This is a genomic window from Isoptericola sp. NPDC019482 (assembly GCF_040632295.1).
Lineage (GTDB): Bacteria > Actinomycetota > Actinomycetes > Actinomycetales > Cellulomonadaceae > Isoptericola.
This window is the reverse complement of record NZ_JBEYBQ010000015.1, coordinates 1-25,241: the sequence shown is the minus strand read 5'-3', so window position 1 is coordinate 25,241 and position 25,241 is coordinate 1. Positions and strand designations below refer to the sequence as shown.

The window sequence follows — 25,241 nt, the reverse complement described above, 5'->3', positions numbered from 1 at the left end:
ATCACGGCTCCAACAACCGACGGAACTCCTCGTTGCGCGCCGCAGGAATGAGTGACATCCCCAGTTCGTCGCGCCTGACCGACAGCCGTTCGATCTGATCGAGAATGTTCAGGCGACGGCCGACGATCTGCTGCGCCTCGATTGAAGGTAGCGGGATCTCGAGTGCCTCGAATGCTTCCGGCGTCAACCTTCGCCGCCGAAGATTAGTCCCCTTCGACAGACCACCGATTTTCGTCGCGAACGAGTCCCAGGACACGAGCGCCTTCAGGAAATTCGAGTCAACATGTTCGCCGTCTAGTCGGTAGGAAATGAACTCAGGCGACGTATGTCTGCCGTCCAGCCCGTCGGGCACGATCCCGAAAGCCCCTTCCCAAGCACCGAGCTTGAGATAGACCAGGTCACCCGAATGGACCTTCCGCAGTCGCGAGTACTTGGTCGCAGACCCTTCCAGCATTCCGGCATCGAATGGTCCGCGACCACGGTTGCGCATGCCAAGCATCGGGTACCGCTCGGTCGACTCAACCTCGACTTCATCCGTTCGACGCGCCAGCAGCTCGCCGAGCGGTCGAGGCCTCCCACCCTCCAGCACGTCCCTGAGCAAGCGAGCTCTCGCCACAGACAGCGGTTCAGCCGATCTGGCAACTCCGTGGGTAAGGTGCGCAATGCGGTCGAGTCGGGCGGCGATGCCTTGCTGGGTGGGGAGGTCGGGCAGTGGAATCCTGATCGAGCAAAAACTCGACACGCTCAGGCGCTCTCGTCGTGCGCCAATCCCCTGCGACAGCCCGCGCACCCTCTCCTGAAACCAACTCGTGTGGAGCAAGTGAGCGAACCAATCGACGTCGAGCATTTCCTTGTTGGCCTGAAAACTCGGGAACTCGTTCGAAGCAAACATTCCATCAGCCCAATCGGGCACCACGGCGAACGCCCCTTCGAACGCCTTGAGTCGCGAGAAAACCACATGGCCGGCCCGCATCTTGCGAAGTGTCTTGTAAGCCGTATCGCTTCCCCTGATGGCGTCGCGCACGAGAATCCCGCGCCCCTGACCGAGCACACCCATGATCGGATATGCCCTTTGCGGATCGACTACCTCGTCGACCTCGGCGAATGCGAGGACCTCGCCGATGGGCACCCACTCGACCGTCACTTCTTCTCCTCCACGACCTCGGCGCGGAGTCCCCGCAGGAGGTCGAGGATCTGCTCCTCGACGTCGACGAGCTCGTCGAGGATCTCGGCGACGGGGCGATCCTCCAGTGCGTCGGCGACGTGGGGGTTGCGCAGGTCCAGGTCGTATTCGCGCTTCACGAGCTCGTCTATCCCGACCTTCCAGGAGTGCTCGTTCTCGACCCTCGCCTTCCGCTTCTCGGGCCCGGGCCCGGGCTCGCCCCACCAGGCCTGCAGGTCTGCGAACTCCTCGTGCCGCAGAGGCTTGGTCTTCGTGTACTTCTTGCGGCCCTCGGGCGTCGGCAGCTCGTAGAACCACGTCTCGGCGGTGGGACGGCCCGCCTCGAAGAACAGCAGGTTCGACGGGATCGCCGTGTACGGCTCGAAGACGCCGTTCGGCAGCCGGACCACCGTGTGCAGGTCGAAGTTCTCCAGCAGCTTCTTCTTGATCCGGCCGCCCACGCCCTTACCGAACAGGGTGCTGTTCGGGACCACGACCGCCGCCCGACCCTTGCGACGCAAGATCCGCGCCATCACGGCCTGCAGGAACAGCCAGGAGGTCTCCTCCGTACGCATCCCCGCCGGGAAGCTCTTGGCGATCGCGGCCTCCTCCTCGCCACCGAACGGGGGGTTGGTCAGCACCACGTCCACGCCGTCGTACTCCTGCTCGCTCAGGGCGGCGTCCAGAGAGTTGGCCCGGTCCACCTTCGGGTCCAGCGCGTCGTGCAGCAGCAGGTTCATCTGGCACAACAGGAAGGGCTGGGGCTTCTTCTCGAAGCCTCGCAGCGTCCCGCGGGTCCGCTCACGCTGCGCTACGGACGTCACCATCTCCTGGACGTGCTCATGCGCCTCGACCAGGAAGCCGCCCGTCCCGGACGCAGGGTCCATGACCGTCTCCCCCACCTGCGGGTCGATCATGTCGACCATGAACCGCACCACGGGACGCGGGGTGTAGAACTCTCCGGCATCGCCGGCCGAGTCGCGCATCTCCTTGAGCATCGACTCATAGACGTGCGCCATGGTGTGCAGGTCGTCGGAGGAGTTGAAGTTCACCCGGTCGATCTGCTCGATGAGCTCGCCGAGCAGGTAGCCCGAGAGCATGCGGTTGCGGACGTCGGCGAAGACCTGGCCGACGACGTCCCGCTCGCCTGTGCCCCGCATGCCCGCGAGGTGCGGCAGCAGGTTCTCGTCGACGAACGTGCTCAGCGCGGCGCCCACGCGCTGCGTCGCAGCACCCGGCCCCGCCCAGTCGCGCCACCGGTACGGCTCGCCCAGCAACGGTCGGCTGTCCGGTTCGAACATCTCACGCCGCTTCTCATGATCGTCGAGCGACTTGAGGAAGAGCAGCCACGACAGTTGCGGGATCCGGTCGGCGTCTCCGTTCAGGCCGGGGTCCTTGCGCATGATGTTGCGAGCACGCTTGATCACCGCGGAGAGCTCTGCGCGGGTGGAGGTCGGACGTGCTGCGGCGTTCACTGTTGCTCCTTCTCAGGACGGACATCGAGGTCGAGCGACCGTCGATAGAGATCACGGGCGGCCGCGACGGCGTCCGCCAAGGTGCGAGCCGCGACCTCGTGAAGCTCTGCCATGGCGGCGTAGTCGGCGACCCACGACGCCGGAGGGTCCGGCAACGTCTCAGGAGGCGCGGCGCCGTTGCGAGCACGGAAGACGGCGTGCAGCCTGTCGGCCAACCTCACCTCGTCCAGGGCGCCGGTGTCGAGGACGAGAACCACGTCGAGCAGGTCCTTGACCCTCGTCGAGGGTCGCGGGTGCGCGTCGACCGCGCTCAGGGCATGGAGCTTCTCCGCCACGTGCTGCGCCAGGTCCACCGCACGGACCGCGACCGGCGCCCAACCAGGTTCGGCCACGACGACAGGGAGCACGACCTTCTCGATCCCGCCGGTCACCTCGTCCGGCCTCGCGACGACGTCTACCCGGACGCGGGCGAAATCCTTGCCCCCCAGTCGGGCGGTCACGCCGAGTCGCGCACCCGGCCCACCGAGCTCGTCGGAATCCGCCAGGTGCGACCGGACCGCGGAGACGAGGAAGACGAACCCGTCGCCATCGACGTCGTCGGCCAAGGCGTCCGTCAGGAGGTTGGCCAGCTCCGTCACGGGCTCTGTGAGCGCAAGGTCCAGATCCCTGGTCGCTCGCGCCCGCGTCCCGAGCCGGGCCTCCAGGAGATATCCACCCTTGAGCACCCAACGGTCGTCGAGGCGCCGCAGCATCCGCTGAAACGTCAGGTGCCGACGGAGACGGTTGACGTCGACGCCGCGTTCCTGGGCACGGACCTGCAGGCGGGCGTCGAGGCTGGCCCGCAGCGCCGCTGGTTCGCGCGGGGTCATCCGCGCGCCGCCGCGAGTGCGCGCTCGATCCGCAGCGCCGCCCGGTCACCGAACTCGTCCGCGCGGCGACCGAGAGCCCTCGCCGTGACGAGTCCCCGCTCGAGCGCCTCGGCGACTGCATCGTCCACCGACTCCTGGTTCTCGCTCGCCGCGATGTCCAGCAGTGTCCTCAGCGGAGTGGTCACTCTGAAGCCCTGGCGAGCCTCGACGTCGTCGCCCGAGAGGTCCCCGGGCATGGTTCGGACGGCTGGATGCTTGGCGGAGAAGCCCTCCGGCACGGTCATCGTGATCGTCCCCGGGTCCAGCACACCCACGTCGTGCACGGCGAGAGCGGTGGCGTGCGAGATGACGCCCCGGCCCCGGCTCCAGAGCGTCCAGAGCACGTAGACGTCGTCGATGGCCGCCGGCCAGTCACGGAGTCGGAAGATTCCCCGTTCCACCCGCACCCAGTTCCCGTGGTCGACGTGATACTTCTGCGCCTGATAGCTGAACCCAACGTCGACTGCCTGCGCCGCGGTGAAGTAGCCGGCCTGTCGGTACGCAAGGGACTGCAGCGACTGAAGGACATCGCGCCGCTGACTCACGATAGCGAGCCTACCACCGGAATGACATCAAAGTTTCCTTTAGTTTGGGCCCCACATCGGCGTGAACCTCAAGCCATCCTGGAGTCCTCGTACAACCAGCGCTGCAGGTCCGCGAGCCAGGTCCGCAAACCCTCGATCCCCCCGAACTCCTCGGCAAGCTCGAAGGCGGTGCCGTGCTCCGTCAACGGGGGCACCTGGAGCGCCGCCGGCGCGACCTCGTTCACTCCACGCTGCGCATATCGGTCGAGCAGCACGTCGATCACGGCACGCGCGGCTTCGCTCAGTCGCTCGATCCGATCGCCGTAGGACACCCGCACGCGATCGGCACGCTCCCGCCGCGTCCGGGGCTCGAGATCCCACGCCACGGACGCCAGCACATCAAAAGGGTCCGCCTCGGCGAGACGCACGTGCTGCGCCAACAGGTCCAGGTCGAGCCCGAGGAACTCGAGTCGCGCGAGCACGGCCTGCCGCTCCGTCGGGTTCATCCACGCGGCTCGGAGATCGCCCACGGTCGGAAAGAGGGTCCGCACCCGTGCGCCGACATACTCCCGATACTCCATGGTCTCGAGCCGGCCCGTCTCCGGATTGATGACCTGCATCCGCTCGCCGAGCAGCGTGATCGACTCGCCCGACACGGTCAGAATCCGCTCGGGCAGTGCCGCTGCATCGGGTTCACCATCGATCCCCCCGAGGACTCCACCCGGCTCGGTCCGGAACTCCGGTTCAGGTTCTGCGATGCCCAGGTACGGTTCGCCCGCATCATCGCCACCCAGCGGATCCTCGCCCTCGTCGTCGACGACGACCTCACCGCTCGGCAGAACCCGCTCCTTCCGCGGCGCCGGAAGTGGTCCGTCGAAGGTGGGGTCGCGGAACTTCGCCGACGCCCCGACGTAGTCGACCACCTCGAAGTACTGCTTCCCCTTCGGCGGGTACAGCCGCGTCCCCCGGCCGACGATCTGCTTGAACTCGATCATCGAACCCACCGGGCGGCACAGCACCACGAAGTTCAGGTCCTCCATGTCGACCCCTGTACTGAGCAACCGCATCGTGGTCGCCACCTGCGGCCAGTCGGACGTGGGGTCCGTCAGGTGCTCGAGGAACCTGTCCTTGTCAGGCTCTTCGCCCACGATCCGGACCACCCACTGGGGGTCCCGCCGCGACTTGTCCGGATCCGCGTTCACGAGCGCCCGCCTCATGTCGTACGCGTGCTGCGCACTCACGCAGAACACCGCCGCCCGGGAGTCCGGGGTCTCGCGCAAGAGCCCGGCAAGGTGCTGTGCCATCGCCTCGGTCCGGTCCGGCAGGGACAGGCGCCGCTCGAAGTCCTTGGTCCCGAACACCCCCTCGGGGATCTCCCGCCCGAAGTCGTCGCGCTGCCCAGGCATCGCCTCCCAGCCGAGCGCGTCCACGTCGAGGACGACGCGACGCACGCGGTACGGCGCGAGATATCCGTCCTCGATCCCCTGCTTGAGCGAGTACTCGAATACGGGCTCACCGAAGTACTCGTACGTGTCCACGTTGGTGTCGCGCTTCGGAGTGGCTGTGAGCCCCACCTGGACGGCGACGTCGAAGTGCTCCAAGATCTTCCGCCATCGCGATTCCTCTGAGGCACTGCCTCGATGGCACTCGTCGACGATCACGAGCGAGAAGAAGTCCCGCGGAAGGTCCTCGAACACCGAGAGCGGGGTGCCACCCTCCGCAGTGTCGCCGGCGGTGGCCGCTTCGCCGTCGAGTGCCTGGTACGTCGCGAAGTACAGATCACGGCTCCGCGACGTCGACCGCTTGGCCAGGCGTGTCACCGCCTCCGCGCCGAAGGCCGTCCTGAAGTCCTTCATCGGATCGGCGACGAGGACGTCCTGATCCGCGAGGTACAGCACCCGATACGCACGACCACCGTCCAGGGCCCTGCTCGACTCGCGCAGCTTGTGGATCAGCTGCAGGGCCGTGAACGTCTTACCAGTGCCCGTCGCCATGAGCAGCAACGCCCGTGTACGACCGCCGTCGATGGCCTCGATCGCGCGTTGCACCGCGACCTGCTGGTAGTAGCGAGGTTCTTTGACGTCACGGCCGCCGTGGGCTCGGAGCTGACGGTTGTACGGCACGCGGACAGTCGTGGCAGCGCGCTGCGTCAGGCCGCGGTTCGCGACGAACGCGGCCCAGACGTCGTCCGGCGAAGGGAACGACGCGACGTCCCTCTCCGTACCGGCGTGCCGGTCATGGCGGATGATGGTGCGGCCGTTCGACCCAAAAGCGAACGGCACGTCGAGGCGCTGCGCGTAGTCGATCGCCTGCCCCATGGCGTCGGCCGCCGATCGGTACAGCCGCTTCGCCTCGACGACGGCGACACGGACGCCGTCCACCTCGAGTACATAGTCGGCTACCCGCAACTCGCCCTTCGCGTGACGGCGAGCATGCTCCGACTCCGGGTTCTGCAACTGCACCTGCTCGACGATCTGATCATCGGACCATCCAGCCCGTCGAAGTGCGGGCACGATGAAGTCTCGGCACGTCGTGGACTCGTCCGGGCCCTGAACCATGTGCCGCACCCTAGCGACCAGCACCGACACCGGCACCGGCACCCGGAACCGAGGGCACTCCTAGCCTGAGACGATGGCCCGATGGATGCCGCCTCCGTGAGCAAGTTGCTGAGCCCGGACGGGTGGGCGCTGCTCAACTCCCTCCCCCCGTACGACGAGACGCAGGCCATGGTGCTGGCCACCCGGCTGCGGGCCGACGGGGTCGACGCCGACCTCGCGGCGGCCGCCCTCACCCAGTCGCGGCTGCGGGCCAAGGCCCGCGCCAAGCTCGGCGACTTCGCGGACGGGATGCTGTTCACGCCCGACGGCGTCGAGCAGGCCACCCGCCTCGTCGTCGCGGCGCTGCACGCCCGCCACTACCTCGCCGCGGGCGTCACCAAGGTCGCGGACCTCACGAGCGGGATCGGCGCGGACGCGCTCGCGTTCGCGGGCGTGGGGCTGCGCGTGCTCGCGACCGACGTCGACGAGGTCACGGCGGCCTTGGCCACCGTGAACCTGCGGCACTTCCCCGAGGCCGAGGTGCGGCACGCGGACGGGCTCGCGCTCGACCTCGCCGCCGAGGGCGTCGACGGCGTGTACGCCGACCCGGCGCGACGCACCCGCGGGGGGCGGCGGGTGTTCGACCCGGCCGCCTACGCTCCCCCGCTCGACGCCGTCTGGAACCTGCGGGCCCAGGTCCCCGCGCTGGGGATCAAGGTCGGCCCCGGCATCCCCCACCAGGGGCTGCCCGAGGACGCGGAGACGCAGTGGGTCTCCGTGGACGGCGACGTCGTCGAAGCGGGGCTGTGGTTCGGCCCGCTCGCGCCCGACGGGCCCGGCCGGTCCGCCCTGGTGCTCGCGACGGCGGGCGGGACGACGACGTCGCGCACGCTGCGCGCGGACCTGCACGACGACGCAGGCGGGGCCGACCTCGTGCCCGACGTCGGCCCCGTCGGCGCCTACCTGTACGAACCGGACGGCGCCGTCATCCGCGCCGGGCTCGTCGCGCACGCCGCGGCCGAGCTGGGCGGCCGTCTGCTGGACCGCACCATCGCCTACGTCACGACCGACCAGCCCGCCCCGCCGCCCGCCGACGGCACCGCGCCGCTGGCGACCGGCTACCGCGTGCTCGACGTCATGCCGTTCAACCTCAAGCGGCTCAAGGCCTACCTGCGCGAGCGCGGCGTCGGGCGGCTCACCATCAAGAAGCGCGGCACCGCCGTCACGCCCGAGCAGCTGCGGGCCCAGCTCTCGCCCAAGGGCGACGCCGAGGCGACCCTCGTGCTCACGCGGGTCGGCGGCGCGCAGCACGTGCTCGTCGTCGAGCCGCTGCGCTGATCCCGCGCCGGGCGCGCGCGAGGAGGCGGTCGCGGCGAGGTGTCGCGCCGAGACCTGCCGGACCGGCGCGCGTCCCGGCGTCACCCCGTGGAAGCATGGCCCGCATGGTGCTGGAATTCGCCGCCTCCGAGCGGTCGAGCGTCGGGCTCGAGTGGGAGCTCGCGCTGGTCGACGCCGACTCGGGCAACCTGCGGCAGGTGGCGCCCGCCGTCATCGAGGCGGTGGCCGACGACGTCCGGCACCGGTACGTGAAGCCGGAGTTCCTGCGGAACACGGTCGAAGTGATCAGCGGCGTGCGGCGCACGGTGCCCGAGGCGATCGCCGACCTCGAGCGCGGCATCGCCGCCATCCACGACGCCACCGGCCCCATGCGCGTGGACCTCATGGGCGCGGGAACGCACCCGTTCGCGCACTGGTCGCAGCAGAAGGTGACCGACAAGAAGCGGTACGCGACCGTCGTCGACCGGGCGCAGGTCGTGGGGCGGCAGCAGATCGTCTACGGCGTGCACGCGCACGTGGGCATCGAGGACCGCGCCAAGGTGCTGCCGATCGTCAACTCGCTGCTCGTCTACCTGCCGTACCTCCAGGTGCTGTCCGCGTCGTCGCCGTTCTTCGGGGGCGACGACACGGGGTACGCGTCGATGCGCACGATGATCTTCCAGCAGCTGCCCACGGCCGGGCTGCCGTACCAGTTCGGCGCCTGGTCCGAGCTGGAGCGGTACACGGCCGACATGCTGCACACCGGCGTCATCGACGACTTCACCGAGGTGCGGTGGGACGTGCGACCCGCCCCCCACTTCGGCACGGTCGAGATGCGGATCTGCGACGGCACGTCGAACACGTTCGAGCTCGCCGCACTCGGGGCTCTCGTGCACTGCCTGGTGGAGCACCTGTCGACCCTGCTCGACGACGGCCGCCCCCTGCCCACGATGCCGGCGTGGTTCGTGCACGAGAACAAGTGGCGCGCGGCCCGCTACGGCACCGACGCGATCATCATCCTCGACGACGCCGGCGAGGAGGAGCTCGTCACCGACGCGCTGCCGCGCCTGCTCACGACGCTCGAGCCCGTCGCCGAGCGGCTGGGCTGCGCCGCCGAGCTCGACGGCGTGCGGGAGATCGTCCGCCGGGGCGCGTCGTACCAGCGGCAGCGGGAGGTGGCCCGCGCGCACGGCGGCGGCCCCGCGGCGCTCGAGGCCGTGGTCGCGTCGCTCGTCGCCGAGCTGCACGCCGGGCGACCGCTGCCCGCGACGGCCTGACGAACCCGAAGGTTCGAGGGCGGAGCGGTGTCGGTGACGGGACGAGACAGGCGCGTGTCAGCCTCGACGAGAAGGCGGGCGCCTGCCGCGGTCGTCCTCTGGGTGGCCGTGGCCACCCTGGGCGTCGGCGGGTGCTCGAGCGCGCCGGTCGCGCACCTTGAGGGGGACGGACCGATGTCGCTCCACGTCCCCGGCTCGGGATCCGTCTCGATCCGGCCGCCGACGGACCTTTCGCCCGACGGGACGTGGAGCGGGACCTTCGGGAGCTTTCTCCCGTGCCTGACGACCGAGGACGGCCCCGCCCGGCTGACGGGGCTACGGTTCGCCGACTCCGCTGGACCGGAACCCTTGGAGGCCGTGGCGTACGTCCGGACGTTCGACTCCGCGACCGGCACGCCGATCGCGAGCATGCGCGGGGCGGCGAGAGACCTGGACCTCGGGTCGAGCCGGCTTGGAGAAGGCGTGGAGGGGCTCGAGGTCGGGGCGACCTGCCAGGACCTCCTCGGGTTCGATGGCACGACGACCGACGAGATCCTGATCAGCCTGACCGCCGACCGACGCGGGGCGCGCGTGGGCGACATGACGGTGACCTACGTCATGCCGGACGGCGTCGAGCACGCCGTGCAGGTCGACTGGGACTTGGCCCTGTGCGGCTCTGAGGTGCCCGACGAGCTCTGCGCTCCCTCGACGCACGCCGAGGAGTAGCTCGCGCCGCGGCTACTCCTTCTCGAAGTCCCACACGATGAGCGAGGGCGTGCCGGCGTACGCCGCGCCCGCCGCCGCCGGCACCCACGGCATCAGCTCCCAGAGGGTCGGCGGGCGGGTCGGGTCCTCGAGCTCCAGGTCGGCGGCGGGGTCGAAGGCGCCCGCCCCGCTGTCCGGGGCCGCCGTGTACTCGCGGCCGCGGTCGGCTCCCCCGTCGACGTCGTCCGCGCCCCCGCCGACGTACTCGCGGCAGAACCGCGGGGCCAGGCCCACGGGCATGGCCGCCTGCAGGTACTCGCTCGTGGCGTGGAACCAGTTCGGGATGTACCCGAACTCGCCGTCCGCGCCCTCGACCAGCGGGTAGAGCGGCGAGCCGGTGAGGTACCCGCGGGTGTCGGAGACGACGAGGCGGCCGCCGGGCCGCAGCACGCGCGCCAGCTCGCCGAAGACCGGCCCGAGGTCGCGCACGTGGCACAGGGCGAGGGTGACGAGGACGAGGTCGGCGGACGCGTCGTCCACCGGCAGCTCGTGCAGGTCGCCCTCGGCGAACCGGGCCCCGGGGACCTTGGCGCGGGCGACCTCGAGCATGTCGGGCGACGAGTCGACGCCGAGCACGTCGTGCCCCTGCTCGACCAGCCACTCCGTGTGGCGCCCGGTGCCGCACGCCGCGTCGATCGCGACGCCGCGGGGCAGGTCCTCCATCAGCGGCCGGACGAGCGGCTCCTCCATGCCCCAGAACCCGTTCGGGCCGTCGTAGCGGGGCGCCCAGTGCCGGTAGCCCTCGGTCGTGGTGATCGGCGGGACGTCGTGGCCGTCCCCGAAGCGGTCGGCGGCGTCGAGCAGCGCGCGGACGTCGGCCAGCCGCGCCTCGACGAACGCCCGGTCGTGCTCGCCGGCGAACGCCCGGAGCAGCGCCACGCCCTCCAGCCCGACGAGATAGGCGAGCGGGTGCTGGTAGATGGCGGGGCGCGTCGTCGTCACGGCCCGCACGCTACCGACGCGAGCCCGACGGCCACGAGGTCTTTTCCGGCGGCGCCCGTCAGACCGTGATGGTGGTCATGGGCATCGACGAGTCGACCGGGAAGTCGAAGCTCGACGGCGCCGCCCCGGCGCGCACGACGGCGGAGCCCAGCGCGGCGATCATCGCGCCGTTGTCGGTGCAGTAGCGGATCGGCGGGATGCGCAGGTCGATGCCGGCCTCCGCACAGCGCTTCGCGGCCATGTCCCGCAGCTGGCTGTTCGCGGAGAACCCGCCGCCCACGACGAGGGTCTCGACGTCGTGCTGTCGGCACGCGGCGATCGTCTTGGCCGTGAGCACGTCGGCGACCGCGGCGGCGAACGACGCGGCGACGTCGGCCGCGGGCACCTCGCGCCCGGCGTCGACGCAGGCCTCGATCCAGCGCGCGACCGCCGTCTTGAGACCGGAGAACGAGAAGTCGTAGGCGTGCTTGGCCTGGTCCTTCGCGGCGGTGAGGCCGCGCGGGAAGCGGATGGCCTCCGGGTCGCCCTCGCGCGCGAGCCGGTCCACGTGCGGGCCGCCGGGGTACGGCAGGCCGAGCAGGCGGCCGACCTTGTCGAAGGCCTCGCCCGCCGCGTCGTCGAGCGTGGAGCCGAGCTCGGTCACGTTCGTGGCCACGTCGTCCACGAGCATCAGCGTGCTGTGCCCGCCCGAGACCACGAGCGCCATCGTGCGGCCGTCGAACGGGCCGTCGACGAGCTGGTTCACCGCGGCGTGCCCGATGACGTGGTTGACGCCGTACAGCGGCTTGTTCAGGCCGATCGCGAGCGCCTTCGCCGCCGACGCGCCGATGGTCAGCGGGCCGACGAGGCCCGGCCCGGCGGTGACGGCGATCGCGTCCACCTCGGACAGGTCGACGTCGGCCTCGCCGAGCGCGCGCCGGATCGTCGGGACCATCGCCTCCAGGTGGGCGCGGCTCGCGACCTCGGGGATGATCCCGCCGTACCGCGCGTGCTCGTCCATGGAGCTGGCGACGGCGTCGACCAGGAGCTCGTCGCCGCGGACGAGCGCGACGCCCGTCTCGTCGCAGGAGGTCTCGATACCGAGGACGAGGGGGTCACCGACCCCGTGCGCGGATGCCATGCCCCCATGATCGCACCGGCGGCCGGGCGGTCGGTCCGGCCGCCCCTCCGACACCGCTCCGACCAGCCGTAACACGATGGTGACACCGAACTCACGGCGAGGACACGTGGGCGTACTTGGGTTCATCTGAACCTAACCGGCCCCCACGGGCCACGGCCACGAAGGAGCACCATGCGTCCTCGAAGCAGCACGGGCACCACGCGCACCGGCACCACCCGACCTGTCGTCGCCTCCCTCGCCGTCCTCGCCGTCGCCGCCCTCTCGGCCTGCGGGGCCCGGGTGGACGCGGCGAGCGGTGACGCCTCGGCCTCCGCGGCGGAGGGCTGCGTCGACACGTCGGGCGACTCGGTCAAGGTCGGCTTCCTCAACTCGCTGTCGGGCACGATGGCGATCTCCGAGCAGACCGTGCACGACTCGCTCCAGCTGGCCGCGGCAGAGATCAACGCCGACGGCGGCGTGCTCGGCAAGCAGCTCGAGATCGTCTCGGAGGACGGCCAGTCCGAGCCCACCGTCTTCGCCGAGAAGGCCACCAAGCTCATCACCAGCGACTGCGTCGCGGCGGTGTTCGGTGGCTGGACGTCGGCGTCGCGCAAGGCGATGCTGCCGGTCTTCGAGGCGAACGACTCGCTGCTGTTCTACCCCGTGCAGTACGAGGGCCTCGAGGCCTCGGAGAACATCTTCTACACGGGCGCCACGACGAACCAGCAGATCGTGCCCGCCCTCGACTACCTGGCCGAGCAGGGCACGAAGTCGCTGTTCCTCGTGGGCTCGGACTACGTCTTCCCGCGGACCGCGAACAAGATCATCAACGCGTACGCCGAGGCGCACGGCATCGAGATCGTCGGCGAGGAGTACGCGCCGCTCGGCCACACGGACTTCTCCACCATCGTCAACAAGGTGAAGGCCGCCGGGGCCGACGCCGTCTTCAACACCCTCAACGGCGACTCCAACGTCGCGTTCTTCAAGGAGTACAACAACGCGGGCCTGTCCGCCGACGACATGCCCGTCGTCTCCGTCTCGATCGCGGAGGAGGAGGTCGGCGGCATCGGCGTCGACAACATCGAGGGCCAGCTGACCGCCTGGAACTACTACCAGACGGTCGACAGCCCCGAGAACGACGCGTTCGTGAAGGCGTTCCAGGCCGAGTACGGCGACGACCGCGTGACGTCCGACCCGATGGAGGCGGCCTACACGTCGCTGTACCTGTGGAAGGCGATGGTCGAGAAGGCGGACTCCTTCGAGGTCGCGGACGTGCAGTCGGCCGCGGACGGCGTCACCTTCGACGCCCCCGAGGGCACCGTCGTCGTCGACGGCGACAACCACCACGTCGCCAAGACGGCGCTCGTCGGACGCATCGGCGCCGACGGCCTCATCCACACCGAGTGGAGCTCCGAGGAGCCCATCGAGCCCGACCCGTTCCTCGAGGGCTACGACTGGGCCGACGGGCTCTCCTGACCCGGGGCCCCTGGACACGACATGGACACCCTCCTCTCCCAGCTCTTCGCGGGCCTGAGCCTCGGCTCGGTGCTGCTCCTCGCGGCCCTGGGCCTCGCCCTGACGTTCGGCCAGATGGGCGTGATCAACATGGCCCACGGCGAGTTCATGATGGCGGGCGCCTACACGGCGTTCGTGATCCAGGGGCTGCTCGGCGACCCCGGCGCGAGCCTGCTCGTGTCGCTCCCGCTCGGCTTCCTCGTCGGCGGGGCGCTCGGGCTGCTGCTCGAGGCCACGCTCATCCACCGCATGTACCGGCGGCCGCTCGACACCCTGCTCGTCACCTGGGGCGTCGCGCTGCTGCTCCAGCAGGTGGCCCGGGACGTGTTCGGCGCCCCCAACGTGGACGTGGCGGCGCCCGGCTGGCTGTCGGGCGCGGTCACGGTCGGCGGGCTCGCGCTGCCCAAGACCCGGCTGTTCATCCTCGCGCTGGCCGTCGTGTGCCTGGTCGCGCTGGCCGTCGTCATGAAGGCCACCCCGCTGGGACGCCGCATCCGGGCCGTGGTGCAGCACCGCGACCTGGCGGAGGCGTCGGGGATCTCGTCGCGGGCCACCGACCGGCTGACGTTCTTCATCGGCTCCGGCCTCGCCGGGATCGCCGGCGTCGCGCTGACCCTGCTCGGCTCGGTCGGCCCCACGCTGGGCACGGGCTACATCGTCGACGCGTTCCTCGTCGTCGTCGCCGGCGGCATCGGGCAGATCAAGGGCACCGTGATCGCGGCGACCGCCCTCGGCCTGCTGCAGGCGTTCTTCGAGTACTCCACCACGGCGTCGGTCGCGAAGGTGCTCGTCTTCGTGGTGATCGTCGCGTTCCTGCAGGTACGACCCCAGGGCCTGGTCTCGGTCCGGACGAGGAGCCTCGCATGACCGGCAGCACGAGCACCCTCACCGCACGGCTGTCCGGCCTCGTCCGCCCGGGCCGGGCGCGCGCCCTGGCCGGGTTCGGCCTCGCCGCCGTCCTCCTGCTCGCGGTGGCGCCGGTGCTGCTGAGCCCGTTCCGGCTCGGCCTCCTGGGCAAGTTCCTGTGCCTGGCCATGGTCGCCGTCGGCATCGGCCTCGCGTGGGGTCGCGGCGGCCTGCTCACCCTCGGCCAGGGCGTCTACTTCGGCCTGGGCGCCTACGTCATGGCGATGCACCTCAAGCTCGCCGACGCCGGCCCGGGCGGCGTGCCCGACTTCATGCTGCTGTACGGCACCGGCGAGGTGCCCGGCTGGTGGGAGCCGCTGCGCTCGCCGGGCGTCGCCCTCGCGCTGGTGGTGCTCGTGCCGGCCGCGCTCGCCGCCGTCCTCGGCTGGGCCGTCTTCACGCGCCGGGTGCGCGGGGCGTACTTCGCGATCCTGTCGCAGGCGCTGGCCGCCGCGTTCGCGATCCTGCTGATCGGCCAGCAGCAGACGACGGGCGGCACCAACGGGCTCAACGGGTTCCGGTCGTTCTTCGGCTACGACCTCGCCGACCCGGTCAACCAGCGGATGCTCTACCTCATCGCCGCCGGGGTCCTGCTCGTCATGGTGGCCGTCGCCCGGCAGCTCATGGTGTCGCGGTTCGGCGAGGTGCTCGTCGCCGTGCGCGACCAGGAGGACCGCGTGCGGTTCCTCGGCTACGACCCGGCGGCCGTCAAGACCGTCGTCTACGTGATCGCCGCAGTGATGGCCGCCGTCGGCGGGGCGCTCTTCGTGCCCATCGTCGGGATCATCTCCCCCGCCGACGTCGGCGTCGTCCCCTCCATCGCGTTCCTCGTCGGGGTGGCGATCGGCGGCCGGGCGACCCTGCTCGGGCCCGTGCTCGGGTCGGTCGCCGTGAGCTGGGCGCAGACCACGATGTCGGAGGCCTTCCCCTCCGGCTGGATCTACCTCCAGGGGGCGCTCTTCGTCCTCGTCGTCGCGTTCCTGCCCGGCGGCCTGGCGTCGGTCCTCCCGATGCTGCGCCGACGACGACGGTCCGCCCGGGAGGCGGAGCCGGACGCTCCCGCCGCGTCGGACGACGCCACGTCGTCCGACCTCCTGCCCGAAGGGAGCCGCGCATGACCGCCGACGAGACCCCCGAGATCGACCTCGCCGCCGCCGACGCGCTGCTGGGGGACGACACCGCCCGGTTCCGGCACGACTACCTCGAGGTGCGCGGGCTGCGGGTGGAGTTCGGCGGCTTCGTCGCCGTCCACGACGTCGACCTCACCGTCACGCAGGGCGACCTGCGGTTCCTCATCGGTCCCAACGGCGCGGGCAAGACGACGCTCATCGACGCCGTCACCGGGCTGGTGCGCGCCGCGGCGGGCTCCGCCCGGTTCGGCGGCACGGAGCTGCTGGGGCGCGCCACGCACCGCGTCGCGCGCGCCGGCGTGGGCCGCACCTTCCAGACGGCGAGCGTGTTCGAGCAGCTCACCGTGCTGCAGAACCTCGACATCGCCGCGGGCGCGCGACGTCGGCCGGCGGCGATGCTGCGCCGGCGACGGGGCGTCCCGGAGGCGGTCGAGCAGGCGATGGAGACCGTCGGCCTCGCCGCGCTGCGCGACGTGCCCGCGGGCGTCCTGGCGCACGGTCAGAAGCAGTGGCTCGAGATCGGGATGCTGCTGGTGCAGGACGCGCACCTGCTGCTGCTCGACGAGCCCGTCGCCGGCATGACGCAGGCGGAGCGCGAGGAGACCGGCGAGCTGCTGCGCCGGGTGGGCTCCCAGCGCGTCGTCGTGGTCGTCGAGCACGACATGGAGTTCCTGCGCTCCTACGCCGACTCGGTGACGGTCATGCACCAGGGCCGCGTCCTCGCGGAGGGCACCGTCGCCGAGGTCCAGCAGGACCCCGCCGTGGTCGAGGTGTACCTCGGTGCCCCGGCCGCCACCACCACGACCACCGCCACCGGAACGGGGGGACCCGCATGATGCTCGAGCTCCACGGCGTGAGCACGGGATACGGCCGCACGGCCGTCGTGCACGACGTCGACCTCGCCGTCGCGGACGGCACGCTGACCGCCGTCCTCGGCCACAACGGCGCGGGCAAGACCACGCTGCTCAAGGCGGTGCTCGGCCTGCTGCCGGCGCGCAAGGGGACGGTGCGGCTCGCCGGCGAGGACGTCACCCGCTGGCCGACCCACCGGCGCGTGCGGGCGGGGATCGCGTACGTGCCGCAGGGCCAGCAGTCTTTCGGGCAGCTCACCGCCCGCGAGAACCTGCAGGTCGTCGCGGACGCCCACGGGCCGGCCGGCCGCCGCCGCACCGACGACGCGCTCGACCTCTTCCCCGCGCTGCGCGAGCTGCTCGGGCGCCAGGCGGGGCTCCTGTCGGGCGGCCAGCGCCAGCAGCTCGCCATCGCCCGCGCGCTGGTCACCGGCCCGCGGCTGCTCGTGCTGGACGAGCCCGCCGAGGGCATCCAGCCGAACGTCGTGAGCGAGATCTACGCGGCGATCACCACGCTGACGGCCGCGGGCGGGCTCTCCGCGCTGCTGGTCGAGCAGCACCTGGGCTACGCCGTCGAGCACGCCGCCGAGTACGCCGTGCTGGCGTCCGGGCGCGTGACCCGCCGGGGCGCGGGCGGAGGCGCCGACGCCCTGGCCGGCGCCCGCGAGGCGATGGCGCTGTGACCCGCACGCCGGCACGCACCGAGGAGGACCCGTGCACCTGACCCCCGCCGACACCGAGAAGCTGCTGCTCGCCGTCGCGGGCATGGTCGCGCGCGACCGCCTCGCCCGAGGCGTGCGGCTCAACCACCCCGAGTCGGTCGCCCTGCTGTCGTGCTGGGTGATCGAGCGGGCCCGCGACGGCGCCGACGTGCCGACCCTCATGCAGGACGGTCGCGAGGTGCTGGGCCGCGAGCAGGTGATGGACGGCGTGCCCGAGATGCTCGTCGACGTCCAGGTCGAGGCCACCTTCCCCGACGGCCGCAAGCTCGTCACCCTGCACCACCCGATCCCCTGACCGCGACCCGACCCGACAGGAGGACCCCGTGTCCGCCACCTCGTCCGCCGGACCCGGCGCGATCCGCGTCGCCCCCGGCCGCCTCGAGCTCAACGCCCGCCCTGCCCACGAGCGGCTGCGCCTCGTCGTGGAGAACACCGGCGACCGGCCGGTGCAGGTCGGCTCGCACGTGCACCTGCCCGACGCCAACGACGCGCTCCGGTTCGACCGCGCCGCCGCGCACGGCTTCCGGCTCGACGTGCCGTCCGGCACCTCGCAGCGGTTCGAGCCGGGCGTGAGCCGCGAGGTCGACGCGGTGACGATCCGCGGCGCCCGGCGCGTCCCCGGCATCCAGCGGGGCAAGCAGGACAGCGGCGCGCTGGGCGACGTCCGGGCTCCGCAGGCCGTCCGGCAGGACGCTCAGCACCACACCGAGCAGGAGGACTGATGGTCTGGATCGATCGCGAGCGCTACGCGGCCCTGTACGGGCCCACCGTCGGCGACCAGGTGCGGCTCGGGGACACCGACCTGTGGATCGAGGTCACCGAGGACCGCACGATCGGCGGCGAGGAGGCCGTGTTCGGCGGCGGCAAGTCCATCCGCGAGTCGATGGCGCAGTCGACGCGGAGCCGCGCCGCCGGGGCCCTGGACACCGTGATCACGGGCGTCGTCGTCCTGGACTGGTGGGGCGTGGTGCGCGCCGACGTGGGGCTCCGGGACGGGCGGATCGTCGCCCTCGGCCGCGCCGGCAACCCGGACATGGCCGACGGCGTGCACCCCGAGCTCGTCATCGGACCCTCGACCGACGTGGTCTCGGGCGAGGGCCGGATCCTCACGGCGGGCGGCTTCGACCCGCACGTGCACCTGCTCTCGCCGTCGGCGCTGCACGAGGCGCTGGCCACCGGTATCACGACCGTCGCCGGGGGCGGTACGGGCCCGTCCGAGGGGTCGAAGGCCACCACGGTGACCCCCGGCGCCTGGCACCTGCGGTCCGTGCTGCGCGCGCTGGACCACCTGCCCCTCAACGTGCTGCTGCTGGGCAAGGGCAACACGGTCGCCGCGGACGCCCTCGCGGAGCAGGCCCTCGCCGGCGCGGCCGGGTACAAGGTGCACGAGGACTGGGGCTCCACCCCCGCGGCCCTCGACGCGGCGCTGCGGGCCGCCGACGAGTGGGGCCTGCAGGTGGCCCTGCACTCGGACTCGCTCAACGAGGCCGGCTTCGTCCAGTCCACGATCGACGCGATCGACGGCCGGGGCATCCACGCGTACCACGTCGAGGGCGCGGGCGGCGGCCACGCCCCCGACATCCTCACGATCGCGAGCCTGCCGCACGTGCTGCCCGGGTCGACCAACCCGACCCTGCCGCACACCGTGAACACCGTGGCGGAGCACCTGGACATGCTCATGGTCTGCCACCACCTCAACCCGGCCGTCCCCGAGGACCTGGCGTTCGCCGAGTCGCGGATCCGGGCGTCGACCATCGCCGCCGAGGACGTGCTGCACGACCTGGGCGCCATCTCCATCACCTCCTCCGACGCCCAGGCGATGGGCCGCATCGGCGAGGTGGTCACCCGCACCTGGCAGGTGGCGCACGTGATGAAGCACCGCCGCGGGCCGCTGTCGGGCGCGGAGCCGGCGGACAACGAGCGCGCCCGCCGGTACGTCGCCAAGTACACGATCAACCCGGCGGTCGCGCACGGCGTCGACGCCCACATCGGCTCCGTGGAGCCGGGCAAGCTGGCCGACCTCGTCCTGTGGGACCCGCGGTTCTTCGGCTTCCGGCCCGAGCTCGTCATCAAGGGCGGCGTGATCGCGTGGGCGGCGCTCGGCGACCCGAACGCCTCCATCCCCACCCCGCAGCCGGTGCTGATGCGGCCCGCGTTCGGCGACGCCGTCGGCGCGGACACCTCGCTCGCGTTCGTCGCGCCGGCCGCGATCGAGGACGGCCTCGCCGGGCGCCTGGGCCTGCGCCGGCAGCTCGCCCCGGTCGCCCCCACGCGCGGCCTCACCAAGGCGGACATGCGCAACAACGACGCGCTGCCGCACATCGACATCCGCCCCGACACCTTCGAGATCCGCGTCGACGGCGACCTGGTGGAGCCCGCGCCCGCGGTGCGCCTGCCGCTCGCCCAGCTCTACGCGATGTTCTAGGCCGCCCATGACGTCCCTCTCCCCGCATTCCGCCACGGTCGCGCTGCTGCTCGCGGACGCCCGCCTGCCCGGCGGCGGGCACGCCCACTCCGCGAGCCTCGAGCCCGCGCTGCGCGGCGGCATGCCGCCGGCCGACGTGCCGGCGTGGATGATCGGTCGGGCGACGACGGTCAGCCTGGTGGAGGCCGGCACGGCGGTGGTCACCGCCCGGCTGCTGGCCGACGCGGGGCCCGCCGCCGGCTCCGTCGACGCGCCGGACGACCGGGTCGACGCCCTCGTGCGCGCCTGGGCGGCGCGGACGCCCTCCCCTGCTCTGCGGGACGCGTCGCGCCTGCTGGGCCGCGGGTACCTGCGGGTCGCGCGCGCCCTGTGGCCCCACAGCGCGGCCGTGCGCGTCGTCGCCCGGCACGACGCGGCGAGCCGCCGTCCGCAGGGCCCGGGGCGCCCGCACGGCGCGGGCGCGCCGCCCCGCGCCGTCGTGCTCGGCGCGATCGCGGCGGCCGCCGGCCTGGCGCCCGCGGACGTCGTCCGCCTCACCGTCTACGACGACGCCCAGACGGCGGCGTCGGCCCTGCTCAAGCTCGAGCCGCTGGACCCCCTCGCCCCGGCGCGGTGGGTCCTCGACGCGTGCGCTGCCGCCGAGGAGCACGTGCTCCGCGTCGCGGCGTGCGCCACCCCGGAGGACATCCCGTCCTCCGGTGCCCCGTTGACCGAGGGCTGGGCCGAGGCCCACGCCCTCACGACCCAGAGGTTGTTCCGTGCCTGAGACCACTCCCCCCGCCCGTGCCCTGCGACTCGGCGTCGCCGGCCCCGTCGGCGTCGGCAAGTCCTCCCTGATCGCGACCGTGTGCCGCGCGCTGGCCGACGAGCTGGCCATCGGCGTCATCACCAACGACATCTACACCGACGAGGACGCGCGCTTCCTGCGGTCCGCCGGCGTGCTGGACCCGGAGCGCATCCGCGCCGTCGAGACCGGGGCCTGCCCGCACACCGCCATCCGCGACGACGTCACCGCCAACCTGCTCGCCGCGGAGGACCTCGAGCGCGACTTCGACCCGCTCGACCTGGTGATCATCGAGTCCGGCGGCGACAACCTCACCGCCACGTTCTCCCCCGCCCTGGTGGACGCCCAGATCTTCGTGCTCGACGTCGCGGGCGGGGGCGACGTCGCGCGCAAGGGCGGCCCCGGCATCGGCCGCGCCGACCTGCTCGTGGTGAACAAGACCGACCTCGCGCCCTACGTGGGCGTCGACGTCGAGCAGATGGTCGCCGACGCGTCCGCCGCCCGCGAGGGGCGCGCCGTCGTCGCGCTGTCGCGCACCGACGACGCCTCCGTCGCCGCGCTGCGCGCCTGGCTCCTGGGTGTCCTGGAGCGGTTCCGCGACGGCGAGCACGTGGCGCAGGACCCCGGCCCCATGGCGCCGCACTTCCACGCCGACGAGGAGGGCGGGGGCGTCCTGCACAGCCACGCGGACGGCGACGAGGCGCACGCGCATGAGCACGCCCACACGCACTGACGTCCGACGGACGCTCGTCGAGGTCGTCCCGGGCGCGGTGCCGGGCGCGCCCGTGCGCGTACGCACCCGGGACGACCTGCTCGCCGCGCGGACCGTCGCGCGCGGCGCCGCGCACGCGGAGGTCGCGCTGGTCGCGACCGGCGCGGTGCTGCTCGGCGGCGACCACGTGATGGTGCAGGTGCGCGTGGCCGACCGGTGCGCGCTCACGCTCACCGACGTCGGCGGCACGGTCGCGTACGACGGCGAGGGCGTGCCCTGCCGCTGGGACGTCGAGGTGCGGCTCGGGGCCGGCGCGCGGCTCGACTGGGAGGGTCTGCCGTTCGTCGTGTCCACGGGCGCGGACGTGACCCGGTCGACGGACGCGGTGCTCGGCCCGGGCGCGCGACTGCGGCTGCGCGAGACCGTCGTGCTGGGACGCGACGGCGAGCGCGGCGGCCGCGTGGTCCTGCGGTCCCGCGCGCACGACGACGACGGGCCGCTGCTCGTCGAGGAGGTCGTCGCCGCGGGTGACCGCCCCGTGCCGGGGGTGCTGGGCGGGGCGCGCGTGGTCGACACGGTCACCGACCTCCGGGGGGCGGCCGACGACCCGGACGGGATCCCGGACCCGGACGCCGACGGGTCCGACACCGACTCCCGCGGTCCCGCCGGCCCCGGTCCCGACGGCCCCGGTCCCGACGGCTCGGTGACGCTGCGCCTGGAGCGCGGCGGCACCCTGACCCGCTGGCTCGGCCCCGCCGCTCATCTCAGCCCGTTGCACCGGTCTCATCCCCTGTCGGCACGTCCCGCGCCGACCCGTCCCGTGCCGACACCGCCCGCACCACCCCTCGTCCGTCTGGAGCCCGCATGACCCGCACCGCCCTCGTCGTCGCCGCCCTGCACGTGGTGGGGATCGGCGGCCTCGCCGCCACGCTCGCGCTGGACGGCGGCTCCGGCGCGATCACGCTGGTCATGGCCCTCACCGCGTACGGTCTCGGCCTGCGGCACGCGTTCGACGCCGACCACATCGCCACGATCGACAACACCACCCGGCGGCTCGTGCGCGAGGGCCGCGACGCCCGCGGGGTGGGGCTGTGGTTCTCGCTCGGGCACTCGACGGTGGTCGTGGGCGCCGCGCTGCTGCTCGCCGTCGGGATGCAGGCGCTCGCGCCCGCGCTGGAGGACGAGTCCTCGCCGTGGCGCCGGTTCACCGGCGTGTGGGGGCCGGTCGTGTCGGGCACCTTCCTGCTGACGATCGCCGTCGTGAACGTGTTGCTGCTGCGTCGCGCCCTGCGTGCCGGCCGGCGCGCGGACGGCGACGGCCACCACCACGACCTCGACGCCGTCGGCGGCCCGGTCTCGTGGGCGCTGCGCCGGTTCTCGTGGGCGACCGACCGGCCGGGCCGGATGTACGGGGTCGGGCTCGTGTTCGGGCTGGGCTTCGACACCGCCACGGAGATCGGGCTCCTCGCGATGACGGCGTCCGCCGCCCTCGGCCAGGTGCCCTGGTACGCGCCGCTGCCCCTCGCTGTCCTGTTCGCCGCCGGGATGTCGCTGCTCGACTCGCTGCAGGGATCGGCCGCGCGCCGCGCGTACGCGCAGGCCGGGGGCGGAGCCGCGACCCGCGGTCGCCTGCGCTACGACGTGCTCGTCACCGGGGTGTCCGCGGCGGCCGCGGTGGGCATCGGCGGCGTGACGCTGGTGCAGGTGGCGGCCGAGCACGTACCGGCCCTCGCCCGGGTGCCGGGGGCGTCGGTCAGCCTCGAGCCGTACGGGCTCGTTCTTGCCGGGGTGCTACTGGTCGCGTGGGTCGTCGGCCTGCTCGGCCTCCGCAAGTCGCGCCGCCAGGCCTGAGAGCACGTCCCGCCCGCGGGACGACAGGTGGACCCGGATCACGCGCCGGTCGAACGCGTCGACCTCGCGGAACACCAGCGCGCGCGTGACCAGCGCGTCCACGCGACGGCCGAGCGTCGCCTTGTCGGTGACCGTCGCGGCGCGGAGCTCCGACATCGTGGCGCCCGGCCGGCGGCCGAGCGCGTCCAGCACGAGCCACTCGTCGACGGTGCAGCCCGCGTGCGCCAGGACGTCGGCGGCGCGGCGCGCGGCCCGGCGGCCGGCGAGCACGGACTCGCGCAGCAGCTCGGCGGACGGGAGTGTCGGCGGCGCGGCGGGCAGGGCCGCGCCGGCGTCCGTCGTGGTGCGCTCTGCGCGTGCTGCCGTCCGCATGCTGACCCGCCTTCCCTCGCCCTCGTACACTACCGGCCATCACAGGCCGGGGCCCGGGACGGGTCCCTCGCGCGGACGGGACGTCATGTCGGACTTCGTCGTCGGCGTCCTGCTGCACTTCCAGGGGCCGGGCGGGATCTACGGCCCCTCGTGCCAGGCCGTCACCGAGCTCGCGGTCGCCGAGCTCAACGCCACGGGCGGCATCCTCGGGCGCCCGGTGCGCGCGGAGCTGCTCGACGCCGGCCAGCCGGCCCCGCTGCTGCGCCATCGGCTCGGGACGGCGCTCGACGCCGGGCGGCTGCACGCACTCACCGGGTGGCACACGTCGGCGGTGCGGCACGCCGTCGTCCCGGTGGTGCAGCGACGGGTCCCGTACGTGTACCCGGCGGCGTACGAGGGCAGGGAGACCCGGCCTGGTCTGTACGTCACCGGCGAGGTGCCGTCGGCCCAGCTGTTCCCGGCGCTCGCCAGGCTGCGCGCCGAGGTGGGGGCGCGGCGCTGGTTCGTCGTCGGCGACGACTACGCCTGGCCCCGCGGCACGTACGCGGCGCTGGCGCCACGGCTGGCCGAGCTCGACGCCGCGGTCGCGGGGGCGCGGTTCCTCCCCGAGCGGGGGGCGAGCGCCGCGCAGCTGGCCGCGACCCTCGACGACGTCGAGCGCTCGGGGGCCGAGGGTGTGCTGCTGCTGATGGTGGGGCAGAACGGGGTGCGGTTCAACCGCCTGTTCGCCCGGCGGGGCCTGCACGAGAAGGTGGTGCGGCTCAGCACGCTCATGGAGGAGAACATGCTCATGGGCAGCGGGGCGGGGGCGACGGCGAACCTCTTCTCGGCCGGCGGCTGGTTCCGCAGCCTCGCGACGGGCGAGGCGCTCGACCTCGTCGGGCGGTACACCGCGCACCACGGGCTGCACGCGCCCGCGATCGGCGCGGCTGCGGAGGCCTGCTACGAGGGGATCCTCGCGCTGCGGTCGATCGTCGAGCGGGCCGGCAGCGCCGCCGTCGCCGCCACGGACCGCACCGTGGACGGGCTCAGCTACGAGGGGCCGCGCGGCCTGGTGCGGTTCCACGGCAACCACGCGCGGCAGCAGCTGTACCTGGCGCGCGCCGACGGGTTCGACTTCGAACCCTTCACGACCCTGTGACCTGGGCCGCTGTGGTTCACGTCACGGCCGATCCCGGAATCATGCGTCTGCATCGATCTGTTACGGCAACCATGACCGAGACCCTCACGCACCCGTCCTCGTCCCTCGCCGTCGGCGACGACGTGGCGGACCTCCTGTTCCGCGCCGCCCGCACGACCTCCCTCTTCACGGACGAGCCCGTCACCGACGAGCAGCTCGCCGCTGCCTGGGACCTCGCCAAGTTCGGGCCGACCGCGATGAACACGCTGCCGCTGCGCGTGCTCGTCGTGCGCCCTGGCGAGGCCCGCGACCGCCTCGTCCCGCACATGGCCGGCGCCAACAAGGACCGCGTCGCCGCGGCCCCGGTCTCCCTCGTGCTCGCCGCCGACCCGGCGTTCCACGAGCACATGGACTACCTGTTCCCCGCCGTCCCCGGCGTGAAGGAGCAGCTCGCCCCCGCCGCCGACCTGCGCGAGCAGATGGCCCGCAAGAGCGCGCTCATCCAGGCCGGCTTCTTCATCCTCGGGCTGCGTGCCGCCGGGCTCGCGGCCGGCCCGATGGACGGCATGGACTTCGACGCCGTCGACGCCGAGTTCTTCGCGCAGTCGGGCTGGAAGTCCCTGCTGGTCGTCAACGTCGGCCACGCCGAGGGCGAGGGCTCGCCCTACCCGCGCGGCCCGCGCCTGTCCTTCGACCAGGTCGCGCAGGTCCTCTGACCCGACCGTCGCACGCTGTGAGCGGGCGGTTGGCCCCTCTTCCGGTGGGAAGAGGGGGGGACCGTGACCGCTCAGAGCGTGTCGTTCGTGGCGTCGACGAAGCGCTCGGGGTTCCGGCGACGCCGAGGCGGACACGGCCAGAAGCTCGCGGA

General features: G+C 72.6%; 25 protein-coding genes. 17 read left to right on the top strand and 8 right to left on the bottom strand.

The features are described 5' to 3' along the window. Position 1: 1 nt before the first annotated feature. The 5 genes from ABZ493_RS11790 to hsdR all read right to left on the bottom strand — a co-directional run bounded on the left by ABZ493_RS11790 (position 2) and on the right by hsdR (position 6,627). A complete protein-coding gene (locus ABZ493_RS11790) occupies positions 2-1,144 on the bottom strand; it encodes a restriction endonuclease subunit S (RefSeq protein WP_430582357.1) in 1,143 nt (380 codons plus the stop codon). Then, on the bottom strand, positions 1,141-2,637 hold the full coding sequence (locus ABZ493_RS11785) for a class I SAM-dependent DNA methyltransferase (RefSeq protein ID WP_430582356.1): 1,497 nt from the start codon (positions 2,635-2,637) through the stop codon (positions 1,141-1,143). Before ABZ493_RS11785 ends, ABZ493_RS11790 begins: the two co-directional genes overlap by 4 nt. Further along, positions 2,634-3,389 carry a nucleotidyl transferase AbiEii/AbiGii toxin family protein gene (locus ABZ493_RS11780; RefSeq protein ID WP_430582355.1) on the bottom strand — a complete coding sequence of 252 codons (756 nt, stop codon included), beginning with the start codon at positions 3,387-3,389 and terminating at the stop codon, positions 2,634-2,636. The genes ABZ493_RS11785 and ABZ493_RS11780 overlap by 4 nt, the downstream gene beginning before the upstream one ends. 113 nt (positions 3,390-3,502) lie before the next feature. Then, positions 3,503-4,090, bottom strand: a complete 588-nt coding sequence (locus ABZ493_RS11775; RefSeq protein ID WP_430582354.1) for a type IV toxin-antitoxin system AbiEi family antitoxin domain-containing protein — start codon at positions 4,088-4,090, stop codon at positions 3,503-3,505. A 68-nt stretch (positions 4,091-4,158) separates the two neighbouring features. Further along, the gene (gene hsdR, locus ABZ493_RS11770; protein ID WP_430582353.1) at positions 4,159-6,627 is read right to left on the bottom strand and encodes an EcoAI/FtnUII family type I restriction enzme subunit R; all 2,469 of its coding nucleotides are present in this window, start codon (positions 6,625-6,627) and stop codon (positions 4,159-4,161) included. Positions 6,628-6,708: 81 nt separating this feature from the next. Between hsdR and ABZ493_RS11765 the strand changes: the two genes are divergently transcribed. The 3 genes from ABZ493_RS11765 (at position 6,709) to ABZ493_RS11755 (ending at position 9,905) form a co-directional block, all read left to right on the top strand. After that, positions 6,709-7,944, top strand: a complete 1,236-nt coding sequence (locus ABZ493_RS11765) for a class I SAM-dependent methyltransferase (RefSeq protein WP_430582352.1) — start codon at positions 6,709-6,711, stop codon at positions 7,942-7,944. Positions 7,945-8,048: 104 nt separating this feature from the next. After that, on the top strand, positions 8,049-9,200 hold the full coding sequence (locus ABZ493_RS11760) for a glutamate--cysteine ligase (protein WP_430582351.1): 1,152 nt from the start codon (positions 8,049-8,051) through the stop codon (positions 9,198-9,200). A 27-nt stretch (positions 9,201-9,227) separates the two neighbouring features. Beyond that, the gene (locus ABZ493_RS11755; protein ID WP_430582350.1) at positions 9,228-9,905 is read left to right on the top strand and encodes a hypothetical protein; all 678 of its coding nucleotides are present in this window, start codon (positions 9,228-9,230) and stop codon (positions 9,903-9,905) included. A 12-nt stretch (positions 9,906-9,917) separates the two neighbouring features. Here ABZ493_RS11755 and ABZ493_RS11750 read toward each other — a convergent pair whose 3' ends face one another. Both ABZ493_RS11750 and tsaD read right to left on the bottom strand, forming a co-directional pair. After that, entirely contained in the window at positions 9,918-10,886 is a 969-nt protein-coding gene (locus ABZ493_RS11750; RefSeq protein ID WP_430582349.1) for a class I SAM-dependent methyltransferase, read from the bottom strand. A gap of 58 nt (positions 10,887-10,944) precedes the next feature. After that, positions 10,945-12,006 carry a tRNA (adenosine(37)-N6)-threonylcarbamoyltransferase complex transferase subunit TsaD gene (gene tsaD, locus ABZ493_RS11745; protein ID WP_430582348.1) on the bottom strand — a complete coding sequence of 354 codons (1,062 nt, stop codon included), beginning with the start codon at positions 12,004-12,006 and terminating at the stop codon, positions 10,945-10,947. Positions 12,007-12,177: 171 nt separating this feature from the next. Between tsaD and urtA the strand changes: the two genes are divergently transcribed. Genes urtA through ABZ493_RS11685 form a run of 12 tightly spaced genes read left to right on the top strand, consistent with a single transcriptional unit; the run spans position 12,178 to position 22,881 of the window. Beyond that, positions 12,178-13,461: an urea ABC transporter substrate-binding protein gene (gene urtA, locus ABZ493_RS11740; RefSeq protein WP_430582347.1), complete on the top strand. Its 1,284-nt coding sequence runs from the start codon at positions 12,178-12,180 to the stop codon at positions 13,459-13,461. A gap of 21 nt (positions 13,462-13,482) precedes the next feature. After that, a complete protein-coding gene (urtB, locus tag ABZ493_RS11735; RefSeq protein ID WP_430582346.1) occupies positions 13,483-14,367 on the top strand; it encodes an urea ABC transporter permease subunit UrtB in 885 nt (294 codons plus the stop codon). Next, positions 14,364-15,524, top strand: a complete 1,161-nt coding sequence (gene urtC, locus ABZ493_RS11730; protein ID WP_430582345.1) for an urea ABC transporter permease subunit UrtC — start codon at positions 14,364-14,366, stop codon at positions 15,522-15,524. Before urtB ends, urtC begins: the two co-directional genes overlap by 4 nt. Beyond that, positions 15,521-16,372 (top strand): urea ABC transporter ATP-binding protein UrtD, encoded by an 852-nt coding sequence (urtD, locus tag ABZ493_RS11725; RefSeq protein ID WP_430582344.1) that lies wholly within the window; start codon positions 15,521-15,523, stop codon positions 16,370-16,372. Before urtC ends, urtD begins: the two co-directional genes overlap by 4 nt. Continuing rightward, positions 16,369-17,070: an ATP-binding cassette domain-containing protein gene (locus ABZ493_RS11720; RefSeq protein WP_430582343.1), complete on the top strand. Its 702-nt coding sequence runs from the start codon at positions 16,369-16,371 to the stop codon at positions 17,068-17,070. Before urtD ends, ABZ493_RS11720 begins: the two co-directional genes overlap by 4 nt. A gap of 31 nt (positions 17,071-17,101) precedes the next feature. Continuing rightward, entirely contained in the window at positions 17,102-17,404 is a 303-nt protein-coding gene (locus ABZ493_RS11715; protein WP_429727897.1) for an urease subunit gamma, read from the top strand. Between the two features lie 28 nt (positions 17,405-17,432). After that, a complete protein-coding gene (gene ureB, locus ABZ493_RS11710; RefSeq protein ID WP_430582342.1) occupies positions 17,433-17,831 on the top strand; it encodes an urease subunit beta in 399 nt (132 codons plus the stop codon). After that, positions 17,831-19,534, top strand: a complete 1,704-nt coding sequence (locus tag ABZ493_RS11705; RefSeq protein WP_430582341.1) for an urease subunit alpha — start codon at positions 17,831-17,833, stop codon at positions 19,532-19,534. The genes ureB and ABZ493_RS11705 overlap by 1 nt, the downstream gene beginning before the upstream one ends. Before the next feature lie 7 nt (positions 19,535-19,541). Continuing rightward, a complete protein-coding gene (locus tag ABZ493_RS11700) occupies positions 19,542-20,300 on the top strand; it encodes an urease accessory UreF family protein (protein ID WP_430582340.1) in 759 nt (252 codons plus the stop codon). Then, a complete protein-coding gene (gene ureG / locus ABZ493_RS11695; RefSeq protein WP_430582339.1) occupies positions 20,293-21,051 on the top strand; it encodes an urease accessory protein UreG in 759 nt (252 codons plus the stop codon). The genes ABZ493_RS11700 and ureG overlap by 8 nt, the downstream gene beginning before the upstream one ends. Beyond that, entirely contained in the window at positions 21,029-21,898 is an 870-nt protein-coding gene (locus tag ABZ493_RS11690; protein WP_430582338.1) for an urease accessory protein UreD, read from the top strand. Before ureG ends, ABZ493_RS11690 begins: the two co-directional genes overlap by 23 nt. Further along, a complete protein-coding gene (locus ABZ493_RS11685) occupies positions 21,895-22,881 on the top strand; it encodes a HoxN/HupN/NixA family nickel/cobalt transporter (protein ID WP_430582337.1) in 987 nt (328 codons plus the stop codon). The genes ABZ493_RS11690 and ABZ493_RS11685 overlap by 4 nt, the downstream gene beginning before the upstream one ends. Here the strand turns inward: ABZ493_RS11685 and ABZ493_RS11680 are convergent. Then, positions 22,822-23,253: a MarR family transcriptional regulator gene (locus ABZ493_RS11680; RefSeq protein ID WP_430582336.1), complete on the bottom strand. Its 432-nt coding sequence runs from the start codon at positions 23,251-23,253 to the stop codon at positions 22,822-22,824. The genes ABZ493_RS11685 and ABZ493_RS11680 overlap by 60 nt on opposite strands. Before the next feature lie 85 nt (positions 23,254-23,338). On the opposite strand from ABZ493_RS11680, the gene ABZ493_RS11675 reads away from it, so the two are divergent. Together ABZ493_RS11675 and ABZ493_RS11670 are read left to right on the top strand one after the other, a co-directional pair. Beyond that, positions 23,339-24,394, top strand: a complete 1,056-nt coding sequence (locus tag ABZ493_RS11675) for a substrate-binding domain-containing protein (RefSeq protein ID WP_430582335.1) — start codon at positions 23,339-23,341, stop codon at positions 24,392-24,394. A gap of 71 nt (positions 24,395-24,465) precedes the next feature. Further along, the gene (locus tag ABZ493_RS11670) at positions 24,466-25,089 is read left to right on the top strand and encodes a malonic semialdehyde reductase (RefSeq protein ID WP_430582334.1); all 624 of its coding nucleotides are present in this window, start codon (positions 24,466-24,468) and stop codon (positions 25,087-25,089) included. The last annotated feature ends 152 nt before the right edge of the window (positions 25,090-25,241 follow it).